General features: G+C 60.5%; 12 protein-coding genes and 1 rRNA gene. 2 read left to right on the top strand and 11 right to left on the bottom strand.

Annotated elements, in window-relative coordinates; genetic code table 11:
* Together CAF79_RS28415 and CAF79_RS28410 are read right to left on the bottom strand one after the other, a co-directional pair.
* Window positions 1-1,275 (bottom strand): beta-ketoacyl-[acyl-carrier-protein] synthase family protein, encoded by a 1,275-nt coding sequence (locus CAF79_RS28415; RefSeq protein WP_085701339.1) that lies wholly within the window; start codon window positions 1,273-1,275, stop codon window positions 1-3.
* An 8-nt stretch (window positions 1,276-1,283) separates the two neighbouring features.
* Entirely contained in the window at window positions 1,284-1,853 is a 570-nt protein-coding gene (locus tag CAF79_RS28410; RefSeq protein ID WP_085701338.1) for an acyl carrier protein, read from the bottom strand.
* A gap of 524 nt (window positions 1,854-2,377) precedes the next feature.
* Between CAF79_RS28410 and CAF79_RS28405 the strand changes: the two genes are divergently transcribed.
* A complete protein-coding gene (locus tag CAF79_RS28405) occupies window positions 2,378-2,722 on the top strand; it encodes a cupin domain-containing protein (protein ID WP_085701337.1) in 345 nt (114 codons plus the stop codon).
* Window positions 2,723-2,791: 69 nt separating this feature from the next.
* On the opposite strand, the gene mmsB is transcribed toward CAF79_RS28405, so the two are convergent.
* Together mmsB and CAF79_RS28395 are read right to left on the bottom strand one after the other, a co-directional pair.
* Entirely contained in the window at window positions 2,792-3,679 is an 888-nt protein-coding gene (gene mmsB, locus CAF79_RS28400; RefSeq protein ID WP_085701336.1) for a 3-hydroxyisobutyrate dehydrogenase, read from the bottom strand.
* Window positions 3,680-3,688: 9 nt separating this feature from the next.
* The gene (locus CAF79_RS28395; RefSeq protein ID WP_085701335.1) at window positions 3,689-5,215 is read right to left on the bottom strand and encodes a CoA-acylating methylmalonate-semialdehyde dehydrogenase; all 1,527 of its coding nucleotides are present in this window, start codon (window positions 5,213-5,215) and stop codon (window positions 3,689-3,691) included.
* Window positions 5,216-5,364: 149 nt separating this feature from the next.
* Between CAF79_RS28395 and CAF79_RS28390 the strand changes: the two genes are divergently transcribed.
* Window positions 5,365-6,312, top strand: a complete 948-nt coding sequence (locus tag CAF79_RS28390) for a LysR family transcriptional regulator (RefSeq protein WP_085701334.1) — start codon at window positions 5,365-5,367, stop codon at window positions 6,310-6,312.
* Here the strand turns inward: CAF79_RS28390 and CAF79_RS28385 are convergent.
* The 7 genes from CAF79_RS28385 to rrf all read right to left on the bottom strand — a co-directional run bounded on the left by CAF79_RS28385 (window position 6,309) and on the right by rrf (window position 18,280).
* Window positions 6,309-6,755 carry an OmpA family protein gene (locus CAF79_RS28385; protein WP_371807405.1) on the bottom strand — a complete coding sequence of 149 codons (447 nt, stop codon included), beginning with the start codon at window positions 6,753-6,755 and terminating at the stop codon, window positions 6,309-6,311. The genes CAF79_RS28390 and CAF79_RS28385 overlap by 4 nt on opposite strands.
* Before the next feature lie 52 nt (window positions 6,756-6,807).
* A complete protein-coding gene (locus tag CAF79_RS28380) occupies window positions 6,808-8,076 on the bottom strand; it encodes a diguanylate cyclase domain-containing protein (protein WP_085701333.1) in 1,269 nt (422 codons plus the stop codon).
* Window positions 8,073-8,648, bottom strand: coding sequence for a YfiR family protein (locus tag CAF79_RS28375; RefSeq protein ID WP_085701332.1), 576 nt, complete (start codon window positions 8,646-8,648; stop codon window positions 8,073-8,075). The genes CAF79_RS28380 and CAF79_RS28375 overlap by 4 nt, the downstream gene beginning before the upstream one ends.
* Window positions 8,649-8,766: 118 nt before the next feature.
* Window positions 8,767-10,875: an exodeoxyribonuclease V subunit alpha gene (gene recD / locus CAF79_RS28370; protein ID WP_085701331.1), complete on the bottom strand. Its 2,109-nt coding sequence runs from the start codon at window positions 10,873-10,875 to the stop codon at window positions 8,767-8,769.
* The gene (recB, locus tag CAF79_RS28365) at window positions 10,872-14,561 is read right to left on the bottom strand and encodes an exodeoxyribonuclease V subunit beta (protein ID WP_085701330.1); all 3,690 of its coding nucleotides are present in this window, start codon (window positions 14,559-14,561) and stop codon (window positions 10,872-10,874) included. The genes recD and recB overlap by 4 nt, the downstream gene beginning before the upstream one ends.
* Window positions 14,558-18,010, bottom strand: coding sequence for an exodeoxyribonuclease V subunit gamma (recC, locus tag CAF79_RS28360; RefSeq protein ID WP_085701329.1), 3,453 nt, complete (start codon window positions 18,008-18,010; stop codon window positions 14,558-14,560). Before recC ends, recB begins: the two co-directional genes overlap by 4 nt.
* Window positions 18,011-18,164: 154 nt before the next feature.
* Window positions 18,165-18,280: ribosomal RNA gene (gene rrf / locus CAF79_RS28355) — 5S ribosomal RNA — on the bottom strand.
* Window positions 18,281-18,288 lie beyond the last annotated feature (8 nt).

The following is an 18,288-nucleotide window of genomic DNA, read 5'->3' as shown; positions in this document are numbered from 1 at the left end:
TCATGCCCTCCCCAGAACCAGCGAACTGTTGACGCCGCCGAATCCGAAGGAGTTGGACATCACCACGTTGATCGGCTGGCGCACAGGCTCGCTGAGGAACTTCAATGAAGGGTACTCGGCGCGCTCAGGTTCATAGTTCAAGGTCGGCAACAGCACACCGTCGCGCAACGTCATCAGCGACAGCACGGCCTCAATGGCGCCGCTGCCCGCCAGAGAGTGACCCATGGCCGACTTGTTGGCGGTGAAGGTCATGAAGTCCTGACATTCGCCAAACAGCCGTTGCAGGGCCAGGGCCTCGCAACTGTCGTTGGCCTGGGTGGAAGTCCCGTGGGTATTGACGTGTTGCACGGCACTGCGCAGCAGCCCGGCATCTTCGATTGCAGCGTCCATGCATTCCTCGTACTTGCTGCCGTCCCGGCTGCTGGAGGTCATCTTCTGGGCTTCGCAGACATTGGCGTAGCCCAACACTCGTCCCAATGGCCTGGCTTTGCGTCGTCGGGCATGCTCGACGGATTCGAGAATCACCAGGGCCGCGCCTTCGCTGAGCACAAAACCACTGCGGTCCGGCATGAAGGGACGGCTCTGCTCGCCTGCCGGCAGATCGGCCTGGCACAGCGCGCCAAGGCTGTTGAACATGTAATAAGGCAGCTCGTTGGCCATCAGCTCCACGGCACCGCAAATCGCCAGATCCACCTCACCGCGCTCGATCGCCCGGTAGGCGCTGCCGATGGCCATGGTGCCGGCGGCACAAGCGTCGGAATGGGTCGAGATGCAGTCGCGTATACCGAGCCAGCCCGCCAGGTGCTGGGTCTGCTGATCAACCCGACGCGCGAACGCAGCGCTCGGCGGTGCCGGAAGGTCGAGCAGGCGATCCAGATCGACTCGCCCCGCGTCATCCATGCATCGACTGACCCGCTGCAGATCGTGACTGTCGGCACAGTATTTATTGGCCCCCAGGAACAGGCCGCTGCGGCTGTGGGCAAAGTCGGCCGGAGTCAGACCGGCGTGCTGCAACGCCTGACGCGCGACGTACTCGGCCAGCACGCTCTGACGTGGGTGCAGCGCTGCATTGCCACCGAATCCAGCCGCGATCTTCTGCCACTGCACGTCATCGATAAACCCGGCCGCACTGTTGCGAAACCCCAACGCCTGGAACCGGGGATGTTCGCGGACACAGGATTGTTTCCGGCAGATGCGCTCGAACAACGTGGCAGCGTCCAGCGCCATGGGCGCCACCAGGCCGAACCCGCTCACATAGACTTCTCGTGCCCGCATGTGAGCTCCTACACCGTCTCTTTGACGTGAGTGGCCACAAACTGCTCGACCAGTTGACTGGAGACTTCGTCGCCATCGGCCGGCACCAGGCGTGCGCTGCAGGCACCGCAGACCACTTGCTGACGCTCGTTGAGCACGGCTTGATGGGCGTTGCAGTCAGGGCAGCTCGATGGCAGGTAATTGAACAGATTGCGACATTGCTGCGCCCAGTTGAGAACTGTGGTGGCCGCGAACACCTGCGCCGGCTGCATGCCGGCCTTGAGCTGGTCCGGTGCGTAGGCGCTCAGGCTTTGCTCCAGCAAGGCCTTGCCGTTTTCAGTGATCCGGCCGTTGGCCAGAAACTCGCTGGCATCCCCGCAGACAGCCACCGCATGGTCCAGCACGCTGGTCTTGGGCAAGGTGCAACCATACTGGCGGCCCAGCTGGAAGCTGAGGTCGACGATGTCCAGCGAATCCGCCCCCAGATCTTCGACGATGCTGCTGTGCTCATCGATTTCATCGGCGCTCATTACTAGCAACTGCGCGAGAATGGCGCGGGTGCTGCCAATGACCTGTTCCAAGTCCAATGGATTGTTCATTTCTATCTCCCTATATGTCGTGGCTGACTCATATTTTCCGCATACGAGAGGTAACTTTTCCTACAGCAACTTCTCGCGCGGCGGAAATCTAAACTCTGCCCTTAAGGGGAGAGTCAACGAGCTGTTCAAAGTTTTTTATTTGATCTGAGACGGACGTGCACACGCCCGTAAATGCTGCACTCGATTGGTGCGAACGATGGGTCGGAGCGACATATTTACTTAACAATGTCTGGGTAGGATGGAGCGCCCCGCCGCGCTCAGTCCAACTATGGAAAGCAACTTAGCGATGACTTCGCTGGCGTATCACCTGCGAAATTAAAGCAAGTAATTTTGTTATAAGTTCATAACCCTTGTTCCAGATCAGTACATTGCTTTGATTAATGTTCCAAGGGTTATTGATTAACCGTTCAGTGCAAATCGTTGTTGCGTTTATGAGCAACTGAATGTCGAGCCCAGACAATTGGCAAAGTACCCGGCGCTATAGGGTGCAGATTCCGTACAAAGGCCCATTCTGGAACTCACCAATGACCGCACCTATCACCGTTTTGCGCGACACCCACCCGCTGCCCGTACTCGACGCCTGCAAATGGGAAAAGCTCGAGGGCGACCCGCACACCGTCAACCTCAACGCCTACACCAGCGAAGACGGCAGCAAGATCATGGGCACCTGGATTTGCACGCCGGGCAAATGGCGGGTCGATTACGTGAAATGGGAGTACTGCCATTTCCAGGAAGGCTACTGCATCATCACCCCGGACGGCATGGAGCCTATCCATCTGCGTGCCGGCGACATCTTCGTGGTCGAGCCGGGCATGAAAGGCACTTGGGAAGTGGTCGAGACCGTGCGCAAATATTTTGTGTTCGCCTGATACAAAAAGGCCGGGAAACCACCCGACGTGATTTCCCGGCAACACCTACTGCATTGGATCTGACGACGATTACTGCGGCTTGCGATAGCTGTTGATGATCGCCGAGAAGTCCTTGCCCCCTTCCCCGCGCTGACTCATCGCCTGATACAACTGCTGCGCCACCGCGCCCAGCATGACTGGCTGATGGGCCTGACGTGCCGCCTCGGTGGCCAGCCCGAGATCCTTGAGCATCAGCTCGGCGCCGAAGCCACCGGTATAGCCGCGCGAGGCCGGCGCCGTTTCGACGATGCCCGGCCACGGGTTGTACATTTCCGAACTCCAGCAACGGCCGGTCGAGCTGTTGATGATTCCGGCGAGCACCGTGGTGTCGATCCCCAGCGCATCGCCCAGCGCCATCGCTTCGCTGACGCCGACCATCGAAATGGCGAGCAACAGGTTGTTGCAGATCTTGGCAATCTGGCCGGTACCGACCTCACCGCAATGCACGATGTTGCGGCCCATCTGCGCCAGCACCGGTTGCAGGGTGGCGAACAGTTCAGGAGTGGCGCCGACCATGAAGGTCAGCGTCCCCGCCGTGGCGCCGCCGGTACCACCGGACACCGGTGCATCGGCCATGGCCACGTCTTGTTTGGCAGCCGCGGCCGCCACATCGCGCGCAGTCTGCGGATCGATGGTGCTGCAATCCACTGCCGGCACGCCTTTGCCGATCCCCGCGAGAACACCGTCTTCACCAAGCCAGACGCTACGGACATGCACCGCGGCAGGCAGCATGGTGATCACCAGTTCTGCATCTTCAGCGGCTTCGCGAGCCGAAGCGCGAATGGTGCCGCCCAGTTGCTCGAGTTCCGCCAGCACGGTCTTGTTCAGGTCCACCAGATTCAGCGAATGCCCGGCCTTGATCAGGTTGCGCGCCATCGGCGCGCCCATGTTGCCCAAACCGATAAATGCGATTTTCATGGCCATTCCTCAGCGCAGGTTGATGGTGGTGTTCACGCCGTCGTTGACGCTGTCGTCATCGAACCAGCGCGCCGTAACCGTTTTGGTCTGGGTGTAGAACTGCACCACTTGCTTGCCGTACGGGCCGAGGTCGCCGAGTTTCGAACCGCGCGAACCGGTGAAGCTGAAGAACGGTACCGGCACCGGAATCGGGATGTTGATGCCGACCTGGCCGACGTCGATTTCAGTCTGGAATTTACGCGCCGCCGCGCCGCTCTGGGTGAACAGGCCTGTGCCGTTGCCGAACGGGTTGGCGTTGACCAGCGCAATGGCCTGATCGAGGGTGTCGACTTCCAGCACCACCAGCACCGGGCCGAAGATTTCCTGGGTGTAGATCTGCATGTCGGTGGTCACCCCGGAGAACAGGGTCGGGCCGACGAAGTTGCCGTTCTCGTAGCCCGGCACGCTGATGTCGCGACCGTCCAGCTCGAGTTTGGCGCCTTCTTTGATACCGCTTTCGATCAGGTCGAGAATCCGCGCCTTGGCCTTTTTCGAAATGACCGGACCGACATCGGTGCCCGGCTCGCTGCCGGCGTTGACCTTGAGTTTCTGCGCCAGCGCTTTCAGATCCGGCAGCCACTGTTTGGCCGCCCCCACCAGCACCACCACCGAGGTGGCCATGCAACGCTGACCGGCCGCACCGAAACCGGCGCCGACCAGTGCATTGAGCGCTTGCTCGCGATTGGCATCCGGCAGCACCACCGCGTGGTTCTTCGCGCCCATCATCGATTGCACGCGCTTGCCATGTTTACCGGCCAGGTCATAAACGTGGGTGCCGACGGCGGTCGAACCGACGAACGAAACGGCCTTGATGTCTTTGTGGGTGCACAGGCCATCGACCACGTCCTTGCCACCGTGCACGACGTTCAATACACCGGCCGGAATGCCGGCTTCGATCGCCAGCTCCACCAGCAGCATGGTCGACAGCGGATCCTGTTCGGATGGCTTGAGTACAAAGGTGTTGCCGCAGGCGATGGCCATCGGGAACATCCACAGCGGAATCATCGCCGGGAAGTTGAACGGCGTGATCCCGGCGCAGACGCCGATCGGCTGGCGCAGGGTGTAGGTGTCGACGCCGCCGGCGACGTTCTCGGCGAACTCGCCCATTTGCAGGCTGCCGATGGAGCAGGCGTGTTCGACCACTTCCAGGCCACGGAAAATATCGCCCTCGGCGTCGGCAATGGTCTTGCCCTGCTCGGCGCTCAGCACCACGGCGATGCGTTTGGAATGCTCGCGGATCAACGCTTGCAGCTTGAGCATGATGCGCATGCGCGCGCCGATCGGGGTCAGCTTCCAGGTCTGGAAGGCGCGCTGGGCGGCGCTGACGGCGGCGTCGACTTCAGCGGCGGTGGCGAACGGAACCCTGGCCAGAACCTGCTGGGTCGCCGGGTTGACGATGTCGTGCCACTCAGTGGACTGCGACTCGACCCACTCGCCGTCGATCAGCAGCTTGACCTTCTGGATCGTGGTTTCGTTGGGCGTAAGCGATGCGTTCATGCTGGTCTCCGGAAATTGTTTTTATCTTGGGAGCCAAGGCGAAAGATCCGCCTTGAGATGAGGCGTGTGTCACGAATTGGTTGTCGGACTGTTTTTGGAGTATAGATGTGCAAACTTCTAATAAGAACGCACATATAAGCCCGTCCATCATGCAAAAAAACATCACCTCTCTAGGCTCGCTGAACTGGGACGACCTCAAGTTTTTCCTCGAAGTCGCCCGTACCCGCAAGGCCAGCACGGCAGCCAAACGCCTGGCGGTGGACTACACCACCGTGTCGCGGCGGATCAGTTCGCTGGAAGCGGCGCTCGGCACTTTGCTGTTCGAAAAGTCGCGCACCAGCGGTTTCGTGCTGACTGCCGAAGGCCAGCGTCTGCTGAGTTATGCCGAGTCGATTGAAAGCACGCTGCACATGGCCTGCGAGCAGGTGTCCGGCTCCGGCGTCGCGCTGTCCGGGCATGTGCGGATGGGCTGCACGGAAGGATTCGGCAGCTTCTTCATCACCCCGCAACTGAGCCACTTTGTCGACGCTTACCCGGCAATCTCCGTGGACATCCTGCCGCTGCCGCACTTCATCAGCCTGTCCAAGCGCGAGGCCGACATTGTCATCGCCCTCGAACGCCCGGAACACGGACCGTACGTGTGCTGCAAACTCTGCGACTACCGCTTGCAGCTCTACGCGACCCAGGATTACCTGGACAAACACCCACCGATCCGCCGCCCCGCCGATCTGGGCAAGCATCAATTCATCAGTTACGTGGATGACCTGGCGTTCAGCTCGGAGCTGCTGTATCTGGCGAACGTGTTGCCCGGCGCCAGCGCCCATTTGCGCAGCACCAGCGTGATCGCCCAATTCGTGGCGGCGCAGCAAGGAAGGTCGCTGGCGATTCTGCCGTGCTTCCTCGCGGCTCAGGATCCGCGTCTGCTACCGGTGTTGCCGGAGGAAATCGATATCACCCGGCAGTTCTGGATGTACTGCCGGGAGGATCTGCGCAAGCTCAAGCGGATTACCCTGTTGTGGGATTACATCCGAGAGGTGACCGAGCGCAATCAGGGTCTGTTGATGGGTGAGACCCGCGAAATGCAATTCGCCGATTAATCGGCGCTGACCACGATCGACACCCGGCGGTTTTCGGTGCGGCCGGCTGCGGTGTCGTTGGAAGCGACCGGTTCGCGGCTGCCGAGGCCTTGCAACTGGATGTTCTCTTCCTTCATGCCGACCGAGGTCAGCACTTTGCCGACGCTTTTCGCGCGACGCAGTGACAGCTGCTGGTTGTAGGTTTCCTTGCCCGAAGCGTCGGTGTGGCCATCGACCCGCACCCGTTCGATACCGACACCCAGCAGCGCCTTGCCGATACGCTCGACGATTTCGGTACTTTGCTGGTTCAGGCTTTCGACATCGCTGCCAAACAACACTTTGCCCGACAGGCCGAACTCCCAGCCGTCATCGGTCAACTCGAAGCCTTGCTGCTTGAGGACAGCGACCTGAGCCGGCGTCAGGCCTTTTTGTGGGGCGGTCTGGCAACCGGTCAAGGCAAGCATGGCCGTCAGCAACAGGGTGGAAAACAGTCGAATGGAAAGTGAGAACACGGCATCAGCTCCTGGTTTGAACGGGGTCGACCGGGTGCTCCGACCCGGCCGTGAATTGGGCGCCGCGCGACAAGCGCTTGGCTTGATACATCGCGGCATCCGCCGCATCGAGCAAGGTGCCGGGCGTGGCGCCATGATCGGGGTAAACGGCGATGCCGATACTGAGCGAAGTCACGACACTGCTGTCGCCCGGCAGCGCAATCGGGGTGTCCATGCTGGCGAGGATCTTGTCGGCAATACGCTCGGCGTCTTCGGTCTTGTGCAAGGGCGTCAGCAGGACTGCAAACTCATCACCGCCCAGACGCGCGACAAGATCTTCCTCACGCAACTGCGCCCGCACCCGATTGGCCACCGCCACCAGCACTGCGTCGCCGGCGGCATGACCGAAGCTGTCGTTGATGTTCTTGAATCGGTCGCTGTCGAGAAACAGCACCGCCACGCGCTCGTTCAGTTTGTGAGCGTTGCGTAGCGCACGGATCAGGCGGCCTTCGAAAAAGGCCCGGTTCGGCAATCCGGTGAGGCTGTCGTGGCTGGCCTGGTGGGCGAGGGTTTCGTTCTCGCTTTGCAGGTGGGTTTGCCAGTCTTCGAGCTCATCGAGCAAGGCATTGAAGTCATTGCCCAGGTTATCCAGCTCGGCAATCTTCGCCCGAGGTACGCGTCGGTCCAGCGCCCGCTCACTTCGGGCGGCATGCGCCACTGCCGCCAGGCTGTGCAACGGGCCGATGATCCTGCGCAACTGCAGTCGCGCCAGAAAGAGCGCGACCCAGGCACTGATCGCCGTGCAGAGAATGATCCCCGCCAGCCCGCTCAACAGAAAGCGCATCAGGCTGCCGCCGTGGCCGATCAACAAGATGCGACCGATCTCTCGATCCTGGTGCAGGATCGGCAGGCTAATGGGCTTTTCCAGAATGGCCCGCGCGACCTGCATCTCCAATTCGGAAAACAGGCCGTTCTCCGGACGCTGCCAGCGCGCGATCAATTGACCCTGAGTGTCCAGCACCTGGGCATCGGCCACTTCTTCGGTCGAGGCGATCAATGCCAGCGCTTCGGTCGCGGCGGCCTTGTCGTTGAACACCACGGCGGCTTCCACCGTGTAACTGATCGAGCGGGCGATCAAGTGCAGGTTGTGATCGGCATAGACCCGCAGTGCCAGCACCCCAAGCAGCGTCAGCGACACACTGGCCATTGCCACGGCAACCAGCGCCACAATCAGGTTGCCACGGCCGATGACCGAGCCCAGGGTCGGGCGCTCTGTGGATTTGTCGCGTCTCATGGCACCGCCGGTTTGCGGCGCGACAACTGCAGCACGCTGGGATGGATGCGCACGCCACTGCGGGCGACGGAGTCGAGATTGACCTCGAACGACACTTGTTCATCGCCGACCCGCAGGCAGAACAGGCTGCCGACCGTGCACTGATCACCGCCTTCGCTGATGCTCAGCACCGGATGGCCGATCAGAGACGCGAACAGCCGGCTGCGTTCGTCGGTCGTGAGTTTGCCGATGTAGACCGCGTCGCACTCGCTGACGAGGGCCGGGTTGTCGGCCAACAGTCGACGCACGATGACCGGACGCCCCGTGGCCTGAGTCGTGCCCTTGACCAGGTCGTCGGTGTACTCGGTCGGGCCGACGATGCACAAACGCAACTGCGCCGGCTCTACCGGCCAGCGCGCATAACTGAGGATGCCGAGGACAACCTGGGTGACGGATTTGGCCCGCTGTTCGGCCATGCCCACCGGGGTCTGAGTCTGGGCAGCGGCCACACCCGTGAACCAAAAGAGTACACCGGCAAGCAATGCCCACTTGCAGCCAACTACGCGCTCTGTCGCCCAGACAGCCACCTTCATGCAAGGATTCTCTTGGATCGTTACGAAATGATGCCGCAACGATAGCACAGCGTTGGAACGCCAGCGATACAGCGCCCCTGACCGGCCGGTCAAAGACCGGCAGTAATCGAAAGCCCCTTCATCCTCGAGGCGTAGTCCCTTCTTCCAGTTCCAGCATCAGCCCGCTCAAGCGCTTCACCTTACGTTGTACTGCCTCCTCGAATACGCCACTGCGGGGTTCAATCAAGGTGAACCAGTCCTTGGCCCGGGTAATTCCGGTGTAGATCAGTTCCTTGGTCAACACGGGATTCAGGGCGTCCGGCAGTATCAGCGCGGTATGGGCGAACTCCGAGCCCTGAGACTTGTGCACAGTCATCGCAAAGACGGTCTCGACATCGTTGAGCCGGCTCGGCAGCACGAAGCGAACACCGCCGCGCCCGTCATTACGCGGGAACGCCACTCGCAACACGGACTTACCGGCATCCGGTCCATCGCGCTCGGGCAATTTAAGAGCGATGCCGATATCACCGTTCATCAGCCCCAGACCGTAGTCGTTTCGAGTCATCAGCACCGGCCGACCTTCGTACCATTGCTGGTCGCTCTCGATCAGCCGCGCCTTGAGCAACGCGTCAGTGATGCGCTGGTTCAGCCCCTCGACACCCCACGGCCCTTTGCGCACTGCGCACAACAACTGGAAGGTATCGAAGGCCTGCAGGACGTCACGCGCCCAATCGACCCAGCCTGGATGCTCAAGCGGCGTACCACTCGCAGGGCGTCGATCGCGCAAAACGCTCAGATAGTGTCGATAACCGTGGGGGCCTTCGCCGTGACCATCGAGTACCAGGTGCTCGAGTTTCCGGTCGTGTTCGTTTTGAAGCGGCAACGAAAACACATCGCCATGAGCATTGGCTTCCAGCAACTGCCGAGCCTCAATCGGAAGTTGCTGATTCACCCGTCGCGCCAGCTGGCCGATGCCGCTGCCCTCGCCGAAACGCCGCGAGTGACGCAGCATCACCACCTGCTGGGCCAGCGGGTGCGAACCGTCAGAGCCTTCGTGCAAGCCGCTTTCCTGCAGGGATTCGCCGCTTACACTTTCCAACCACTGGAGGGTCTGCGGACTGTACCAACCCGCTTCGGCATCGCGACACAAATCCCCCAGCACTGCACCAGCCTCCACCGAGGCCAGTTGATCCTTGTCGCCCAACAACACCAACCGGGCATGAGGCGGCAAGGCATCGAGCAGGTTGGCCATCATTTCCAGGTCGATCATCGACGCTTCATCGACCACCAGCACGTCCAGGGGCAGACGGTTAGCGGCATGATGGCGAAAATGCCGAGTGCCGGGACGGCTGCCCAGCAGGCGGTGCACCGTTGTCACCTCGGTCGGGATTTTTTCCCGGACGCTGTCAGCGACCTTCAGCGATTGCACCTGCTGACTGATGGACTCGGTCAACCGCGCCGCGGCTTTCCCGGTAGGCGCCGCGAGCCGAATTCGCAATGGTTGATGCGCCTCGACCGCAGGTGCCTGGAGCAGCGCCAGTAGACGGACCACCGTTGTCGTTTTGCCGGTGCCCGGACCGCCGGTGATGATGCTGAAGGCACTTCGGGTGGCCAGGGCGCAGGCGAGTTTCTGCCAGTCGATGACATCTGCGCGCTGGGCCGGATCGAACAGTGTGTCCAGCCGGCGTGCGAGATCGGGTGGTGTCGCTTCCTGCTCCGCGAGGCGCTGACGCAATGCGTTGTCGATACGCCGCTCGTAGGCCCAATAGCGCCGCAAGTACAAGCGTTTGCCGGACAACACCAGCGGGCGCTCCCGAGCCGACGCGCCTTCGTCGGCGCCCAGCGCCACCAGAGAACTGCCCGCCAGCACCTTGCACCAGTGCGCTCCGTCGAGGGTATCCAGCAGTTGCGATGGCAGCAGCAACACGCCGGGTTGTGCATCACCCTCCGGCGGCAGGGACAGAGCGAAATCCGGCGCCTTGAGGGTTTCGAACAGATCCAGGCAGACATGACCATGGCCGAGCTGGTGACTGGTCAATGCGGCGGCGAGCAATACCAGCGGATCGATATCGGGTGCCAACTCATGAAGAAAGGCCACGAAGGCTTTGTCCAGTGCCCGCAACCAGCCACGCTCGACCCATTGGGTCAGCAACAGCAGTAGATCATCGGCACGCGTCAGGGGCGTCAGTTGCGCGAGGTTTTCGGCGGTCAGTGGCGTTGGCAGCAGGTCGGTGAATGTCCGGCTCATAGCAGTACTCCCTGTTCCCACGCGGGCTCGGCCTTGGGTTGCGGTTTGCCCTGGAACATGAAGTCCAGGCGCTCGATCAGCTCCCGTGGTGGTCGCGCGAAGTAGACGCCACCGCCAGGGGCGCGCGTCCCGCGCAGGAACAGATACAACGCGCCGCCGATATGCCGGTCGTAGTCGTAGTCGACAAGCCGCGCCTTGAGCTGACGATGCAGAGCCAACAGATACAGCACGTATTGCAGGTCGTACCGGTTGTCGAGAATCGACTGTTCCATGGCGCGTTCGGTATACGCAGCGTCATCGACACCCAGCCAGTTGGATTTGTAATCGGCCACGTAGTAACGACCTTCATGCTCGAACGTCAGGTCGATAAAGCCTTTGAACATGCCATTGAGCTGCACCGCCTCCGCACCGACCCGGGCAACACCGTTGTGGGTGAACTGTCGCACCTGCTCGTCAAGCTTGAGCACGTCGACTTTGTGGCTGGCGAACCAGAATTCCATCTCGACCCGATATTGCTTCAATTGCTCGAGCACCACTGGCGGTTGGTCGAGGCCCGCAGGCAGTGGCAGTTTGAGCAAGTGTTGCAACCAGTCACCGAGGGTGATGATCCAGCCTTCCCAGCCCCGCCGATTGCAACGCCTGGCAATCGCGTCGTCCAGCGACTCGCGAGTCACCGCGAACCCTTCCTCCCCCGCCCACTCCAGCAAACCGTGAAGAAACGTTCCAGGATTCGGTCCACGGGGGAAACGGTGAATGTCAGCCCCGCCGGCGATGATCTCGCGTGGAGCTTCGGGATCGAGGCGTTCGTCGTCAAACAGCTTTTGCGCTTGCGGACTGTCGGGAGCTTCATCGTTGCCGCCGCTCAGCACATCACTGATGCGCAAGGCGCTGTACGAAGCGATCCACCAGTTCTCGCTGGCCTTGCGAGCCGGTAAAAGGGTGGCACGTAGCGTGGCCTCGTTACGCGGGGGCTGATACTCCTCGCCGGTAGCCTCCGGCATTTCAACAACGCTCAGCGCCGGACAATCCTGTTGAAGATCGCTCAGCCAGCGAGCCAATCCGCTGGACTCATTCAACATTGCGCCGCCACCCAACAGATAGCCCAGCGCAGAAAGGTGCAACACCGAACTGCTGTGATTGCCGCGCTTGAGATCCGTCACTCCGAGCCAGCACGCATGTTGTGCGCGGGTCAGCGCGACGTAGAGCAACCGAAGGTCCTCCGCCAGGCGCTCGCTGTCCGCCAGGGCGATCAGTTCGGCGTCGGGTTTCAGACTGATGCGGGCCTTGCCGGACTCATCGTGATAATGCAGCGGCAACCGACTGCCATCCACAGGTTTGGCCGAACAGATGAAAGGCAGAAACACCAACGGGTATTCAAGCCCCTTGGACTTGTGAATGGTCACGACCTTGACAAGTTGTTCGTCGCTCTCAAGACGCAGGATCTGTTCTTCGCCTGCCTGGCCGGACAGCGCCAGATGCTCGGCCAGATGACGGATCAGTGCCTGCTCGCCATCGAGCTCCGACGCAGCCTGTTGCAACAACTCCGACAGGTGCAAAAGGTTGGTCAGCACCCGCTCGCCATCACTGCGGGCGATGAGCATCTGCGGTAATTGAAAGTCGTGCAGCAGGCGCCGCAGCATCGGCAGCACCCCTTGCTTGCGCCAGAGCTCACGATAACCACGGAACTGCATGACCCGGGTTTCCCAGGCCAGTTCGTCCTGATTAAGACGCTCCAGCTCAGCCAGTGGCAGATTCAGGGTGATGCACGCCAGCGCGGCTTTCAGGGAGCGTTCGACATCCGGCTCGGCGCATGCCTTGAGCCATGACAGCAGATCATGGGCTTCCTGAGCGGCAAACACCGAGTCCTTGTCCGACAGATAAACGCTGCGGACTCCGCGCGCTGCAAGTTCACCGCGTATCGCCTGCGCCTCTTTACCATCGCGCACCAGGATCGCTATGTCCGCTGGTCGCAGCCCGCGCCAATCCTTGCCCTCCTGCACAAACCCGGTGCGACCGGTTTGGCCGCCATTGAGCAGGGTCGTGATCTCACTGGCGCAGGCTGCCGCCAACTGCTGACGATAGACCGCCCCGGACAGTGGCTTGTCCGTGGATAAATGCCAGATGTTCAGCGCCGGTACGTCCTGCCCGGATACTTGCAAATGTTCTTTACGGCCCTGAGCCTCCACAGGCTGGAACGGCACCGGGTTAACTCCGTTTTTCTCTCGGAACAGAAATGCTCCGCGCCCTTGCTCACGGGACTCGGCACGTTCGAACACATGGTTGACCGCACTGACCATCCCGTGACTGGAACGGAAATTGGTGCCCAGTGTATGCAGGCGCCCGGTTGTGGCCTGCCGGGCTCGCAGATAGGTGTAGATGTCCGCGCCACGGAAAGCATAGATCGCCTGCTTCGGATCGCCGATCAGGAATAGCCCGGTCTCGGGGTTATCCTCTTCAATGCGATAAATACTTTCGAAGATCCGGTACTGCACCGGGTCCGTGTCCTGGAACTCATCGATCAGGGCGACCGGGAACTGCTCGCGGATGAGCGTGGCGAGACGTTCCCCACCGTCGGACTGCAAGGCCGCATCAAGACGCAACAGCATGTCGTCGAAACCCATTTCGGCCCGACGGCGCTTCTCGTCTTCAAAGCGGGCACCGACCCATTTGGCAGCATGCTGCAGCACAGCCGCATCGGGCGTCGGCAAATTGTCCAGGCTCGACTTGAGCACCGGCATTGCATCCAGGCCCGGGTGACTCGGCGGCTCGCCTTTCCAGGCTTCAGCCATGCCATCCGGCGTGAGCCGGGCGAACCCGGTACCGATATCCAGTTGTTCGAGCGCCTCGTCCTCGGCCCAGGCCTTGAGCTTTTCGAACCAGGGCTCGAAATAGCGGGCCTGCATCTTGCGCCCGTCCACGGTTTTGTTGGCGACGCCCTGATGGCAGATGGCGAGTAGCTCATCGGCCCACTGCCGCCATGGTCCCTTCAACTCAACCAATGCCGCACGGCGTTCCTGCAGGCATTCTTCGATCAGTTCGGATGGTGTCTTGTCTGAATCCCCTTCGCGCTCGGTGCCAAATAGCCCACGCACACGCGGCAACAAGGCCGCCGGGCCTCCCCAATGACTGCGAACCCAGTTCAAGGCATCGCCCTGCATCGGATAGCAGAACAGCCGCCAGTAATCGCGCAAGACTTCGCCGAGCAGGTCGCTGTGATCGGTTTCCAGGGTTTGGGTAAAAAGACTGCCGCTGTCGAATGCATGCTCGCGCAGCATTCGCTGACACCAGCTGTGGATCGTCGAAACAGCGGCTTCGTCCATCCATTGCGCGGCGATATCCAGGCGATTGGCGCAACCGGGCCATTGTTGCGGATCGAACTGTGCACGCAATTCATCGATCAGCGCATCAGGGGGAGGCGTCTCGTCACGGAAGAAACGGGCGGCCTCGGCCAGACGTGTACGTATACGTTCGCGCAGTTCTTTGGTCGCCGCGTCGGTGAAGGTCACCACGAGAATCTGCGGGGGTAACAGCTCACGACCGAAACCACTCCCCTCGCCTCCGTGGCCGAGGATCAATCGCAGATATAAAGCCGAAATGGTGAACGTCTTGCCAGTGCCCGCACTGGCCTCAATCAGTTGACTGCCCCTTAACGGGAATGCCAGCGCGAGCGGCTGTTGGTTGCTCATGCGCCTGCCTCCTCATGAGTCCATGAGCGCCACGGCGCCTCAAGCAAAGGGCGATACAGTGCATCACACCAACCGGAGAAGGTTTCATCCGCCTGCAGTGCATCGAAGTCGGCGAATTGTCGGGTCAGAGCCGGACTTTCGCGACGTTCGCCTTCGTTGGTCTGACCATCACCCTCATAGGCTTTGCGGGCAGCCGCTTCAGCCTTGACCGGATCTGTCTGCCCCACCCATGCGAAAGCTGTTTTCACCGCGACCGGCAGTGGCTGGCGCATGCCCGTCTGCCAAGCGAGGAGCAGATCCTCAAGAATTCGTCCCGCTCGAGTCTGTTCCAGAGGTTCCAGAAGGAGCGTGTCATCGCTGGCTACCATTGCGGTCGTTAGGGAAAGGCCACTGGCACACGCGACAAGATGGCTGACCCAGGGCTTGGTCAGGCGATGCCATTTGCGGTTCTTGATCGAGCCAATGCTGTTGGGGATTGTTGTGACCGAGAGTACGCCGCCATCGGCGCGTCGGTGCAAACCTCCCAGCCATCCTTCAAGGCGCAGTTCCCGCCACTCAAAATTGATCGGTAGCGCGTTGGTCAGGGGTGTTGGCCATAATGCCAACAGTTGTTGATAGCGTTGCAACAAGTCAGGCAAAGGCTCGATCAGCTCTCGCTGAAGGCATTCACCGAATCCGGCCATGGGCAACAGTCCGCTGTTTTGGAGGCGTCGGGCCTGAGACTCGAGCGCCTTATCTACGTTGTCCGGGAGCCTCATGGCTGCCCCGAGCAAGCTGTCGCTGAGCATGTATCGCTGCAATGCATCCAGCACAAAAGGCTCCTCGTCAGCCTGAGGTACCTGCGCCGCTTCGAAGTAAACCTTGAGTCGCTGAGTGAAAAAATGTCGGACCGGATTGCGCAGAAAGTCCTGTAGCAGTTCCAGACTCAACGGTTCTTCCTGGGTATGGGGCGCAAGCATTGTAGCTACGTCGTTCTGTTCGTGAGGTTGATGCAGCACCTGCCACTCGCTGGCGTAGCTGAACAGCTTGTCTTCCTCATGGAAGTAGCGCGAACTGAATGGCTGCAATGGATGCTCTTGAGTCATGGCAATCAGAAGATCCTCATTGTCATCAGCCGATCGCCATCCATTGGCGAGATGATCGCGCAACTGGCCGATCAAAACTGAGGCTGGCCGCTCACTGTTGTCGCGAATGCTTCGGCCCACCCAACTGATGTAGAGCTGATGACGGGCGGACAAGAGCGCTTCGAGCAGAAGATAGCGATCATCCTCCCGACGGGAACGATCCCCCGGCCGGTAGTCGCTGCCCATAAGATCGAAGTCCAGCGGCGGTTGAGCGCGTGGATAATCGCCGTCGTTCATACCCAACAGGCAAACCAGCTTGAACGGGATCGCGCGCATTGGCATCAGCGTACAAAAGTTCACAGCTCCGGCCAGGAAGCGCTGCGACAGACGCCCCTGATCCAGCCCCGCCAGCCAGGCCTCACGGACGACGGTCAGTGGCAGCTCCTCCAGCAGACCGACGGCCTCGCAGGTTTCCAGCCAGGTTTCACGCAACTCCTCGAGCTGAGCCAACAGGTAGTCGTCATGCTCATCTTCGGGCTTGAAAAACAGCTGCATCAACGCCTGAAGCCGATGTCCCCACTCCTGTGGTTGCGCGGGTTTCATCAGTTGCTGATGCGAGAGTTCCAGTGCATCCAGCAACGCCACCAACGGACCGATCAATGCAGCATCGAGACCACCGATCTCATCGTAAGGCTCGATATCTCCACAGGCACCGGAACTGCCAACGGCATAACCGAGCAGCATCCGACGCAAGCCGAAGCGCCAACTGTTTTGCTCCAGTTGGTCGGGCAATCCCAGTCCGGCACGTTGTCCGGCATCGATGCCCCAACGTACGCCGGCCCCTTCAATCCACCGATGCAGGGTCGGCAAGTCTCGCTCCTGCACACCAAACCTGGCGCGTAACGCAGGAACGTCGAGCAAGTCGAGGATCTCACTGACGGGAAAACGGCTGTCCGGCAGTTTGAGCAGATGTTCGACAGCGATCAGCAATGGATCCCGCCCTCGCTGCCCCTGATCGGCCATGGTGAAAGGAATGAAACGTGGGTCCTGACGGTCGAGCTGCCCGAATACGGCTCGGATATGCGGCGCATAACTATCGATGTCAGGCACCATCACGATTACATCGCGAGGGCGTAATTGGGGGTTGGCATTGAAACGGGCCAGGAGCTGGTCGTGAAGAATTTCCACTTCGCGCTGGGCGCTATGGGCAATGTGAAAGCGGATCGAGTTGTCTTGAGTCAGATCGACTGCCGGCCAAAGTGCTCGAGTCTCGCTGAGCGGCCGCAGTTCCAGAATGTCGTCCTGTAACTGGTTGAGCATGTTGCTCGGCTGGGTTTCGCTGAACAGATCGATGCGTCCGTTGCGAAATGCTGCGCGATAGCTGTCAGGCTCGTCGTAGCTGTCGAGAAGGCTGATGTAATCACGACCTTGCTTGCCCCACGCTGCGAGTAGCGGGTGAGCATGTTGGTGGAGCGTTTCCGAATCCAGCACTGCAGGCATGCCGTTTTTTCGAGCCTGCCGCTTGTACTGGTGACGCAAGAGATCCTTGTCGGCAACGATATCGGCCCAGTGATAACGACAGGGGTTATGGACGCACAACAAAACCTGGCTGAAACGGGATAGCCCGGCCAATGCCTCCAGTACCTGAGCAGGCAGCGACGAAATTCCGAATACGATGACCCGCTGGGGAAGACCGACAGGTGCGTGCTCAAGACTGTTGATGCGCTCCATGAATCGCTGGTGCACGCCCGCCCGACTTTGGGCCATGCCTTGCTCGCCTACGTCATCCAGCAGAGCACGCCATAACTCTGCCTGCCAGCAACTGGACGGTGAGAGCGGTTTCGCTTCACCTCTTACATTGCGGAGTTGATGACGACCCTCCGCCCAGTCCTCAAGCCAATCTGCGCGGTAAACCTGGTATTGGTCGAAGAGGTCTGCCAGACGTTCGGACAACTGGTAGCGCTTGCGCAGATCGGTGTCATGGGTGAGGAAGCGTTGCAGCGGTTCGAAATGTTGACGGTTGATAACCTGTGGCAACAGGCGCATCAGACGCCAGGTCAGCGGCGCCTTGTCGAGCAACGACTTCGCTGGAATTTCCTCTCGCCCCAGAACCATCCGGTACAGCTGCCACATGAAACTGCCCGGCAATTGCACGTCGATAGCGGCGGCGATACCACAGCCGCCTGAATCGTCCTCTTCAGGATCCTCAGCCAGTGCCAACTTGAGCCATTGAGCGATGCCGTTGCTCTGCACGAGCGCGATTTCGTTCTCCAGGGGGGCCAATGGATAGCGCCGCATGATGCTGATCACAAGGCTGCGCAGTTCATCCAGGCTGTTGCTCTGAACGACCATGAATGCAGCGTTGAGGGACTGAGTGTCCGGCATGAAGGCTTCCTTGGAAAAGTACAAAAGCTAGGGCTGAACCTTAGCATTGTCGGCCGGCGAGGACAGCCGCAGAGCGGCTGAGAATGCTGTAAGAACTTTCCTGCGGGCAAAACAAAACCCCAACTGCTTTCGCAATTGGGGTTTCGGAATTTAATCTTGACGATGACCTACTCTCACATGGGGAAACCCCACACTACCATCGGCGATGCATCGTTTCACTTCTGAGTTCGGGATGGGATCAGGTGGTTCCAACGCTCTATGGTCGTCAAGAAATTCGG

It is taken from the genome of Pseudomonas sp. B26(2017) (genome assembly GCF_002113045.1).
Lineage (GTDB): Bacteria > Pseudomonadota > Gammaproteobacteria > Pseudomonadales > Pseudomonadaceae > Aquipseudomonas.
Note: the sequence above shows the minus strand (reverse complement) of the source record. Positions and strands in the feature narration are given on the sequence as shown.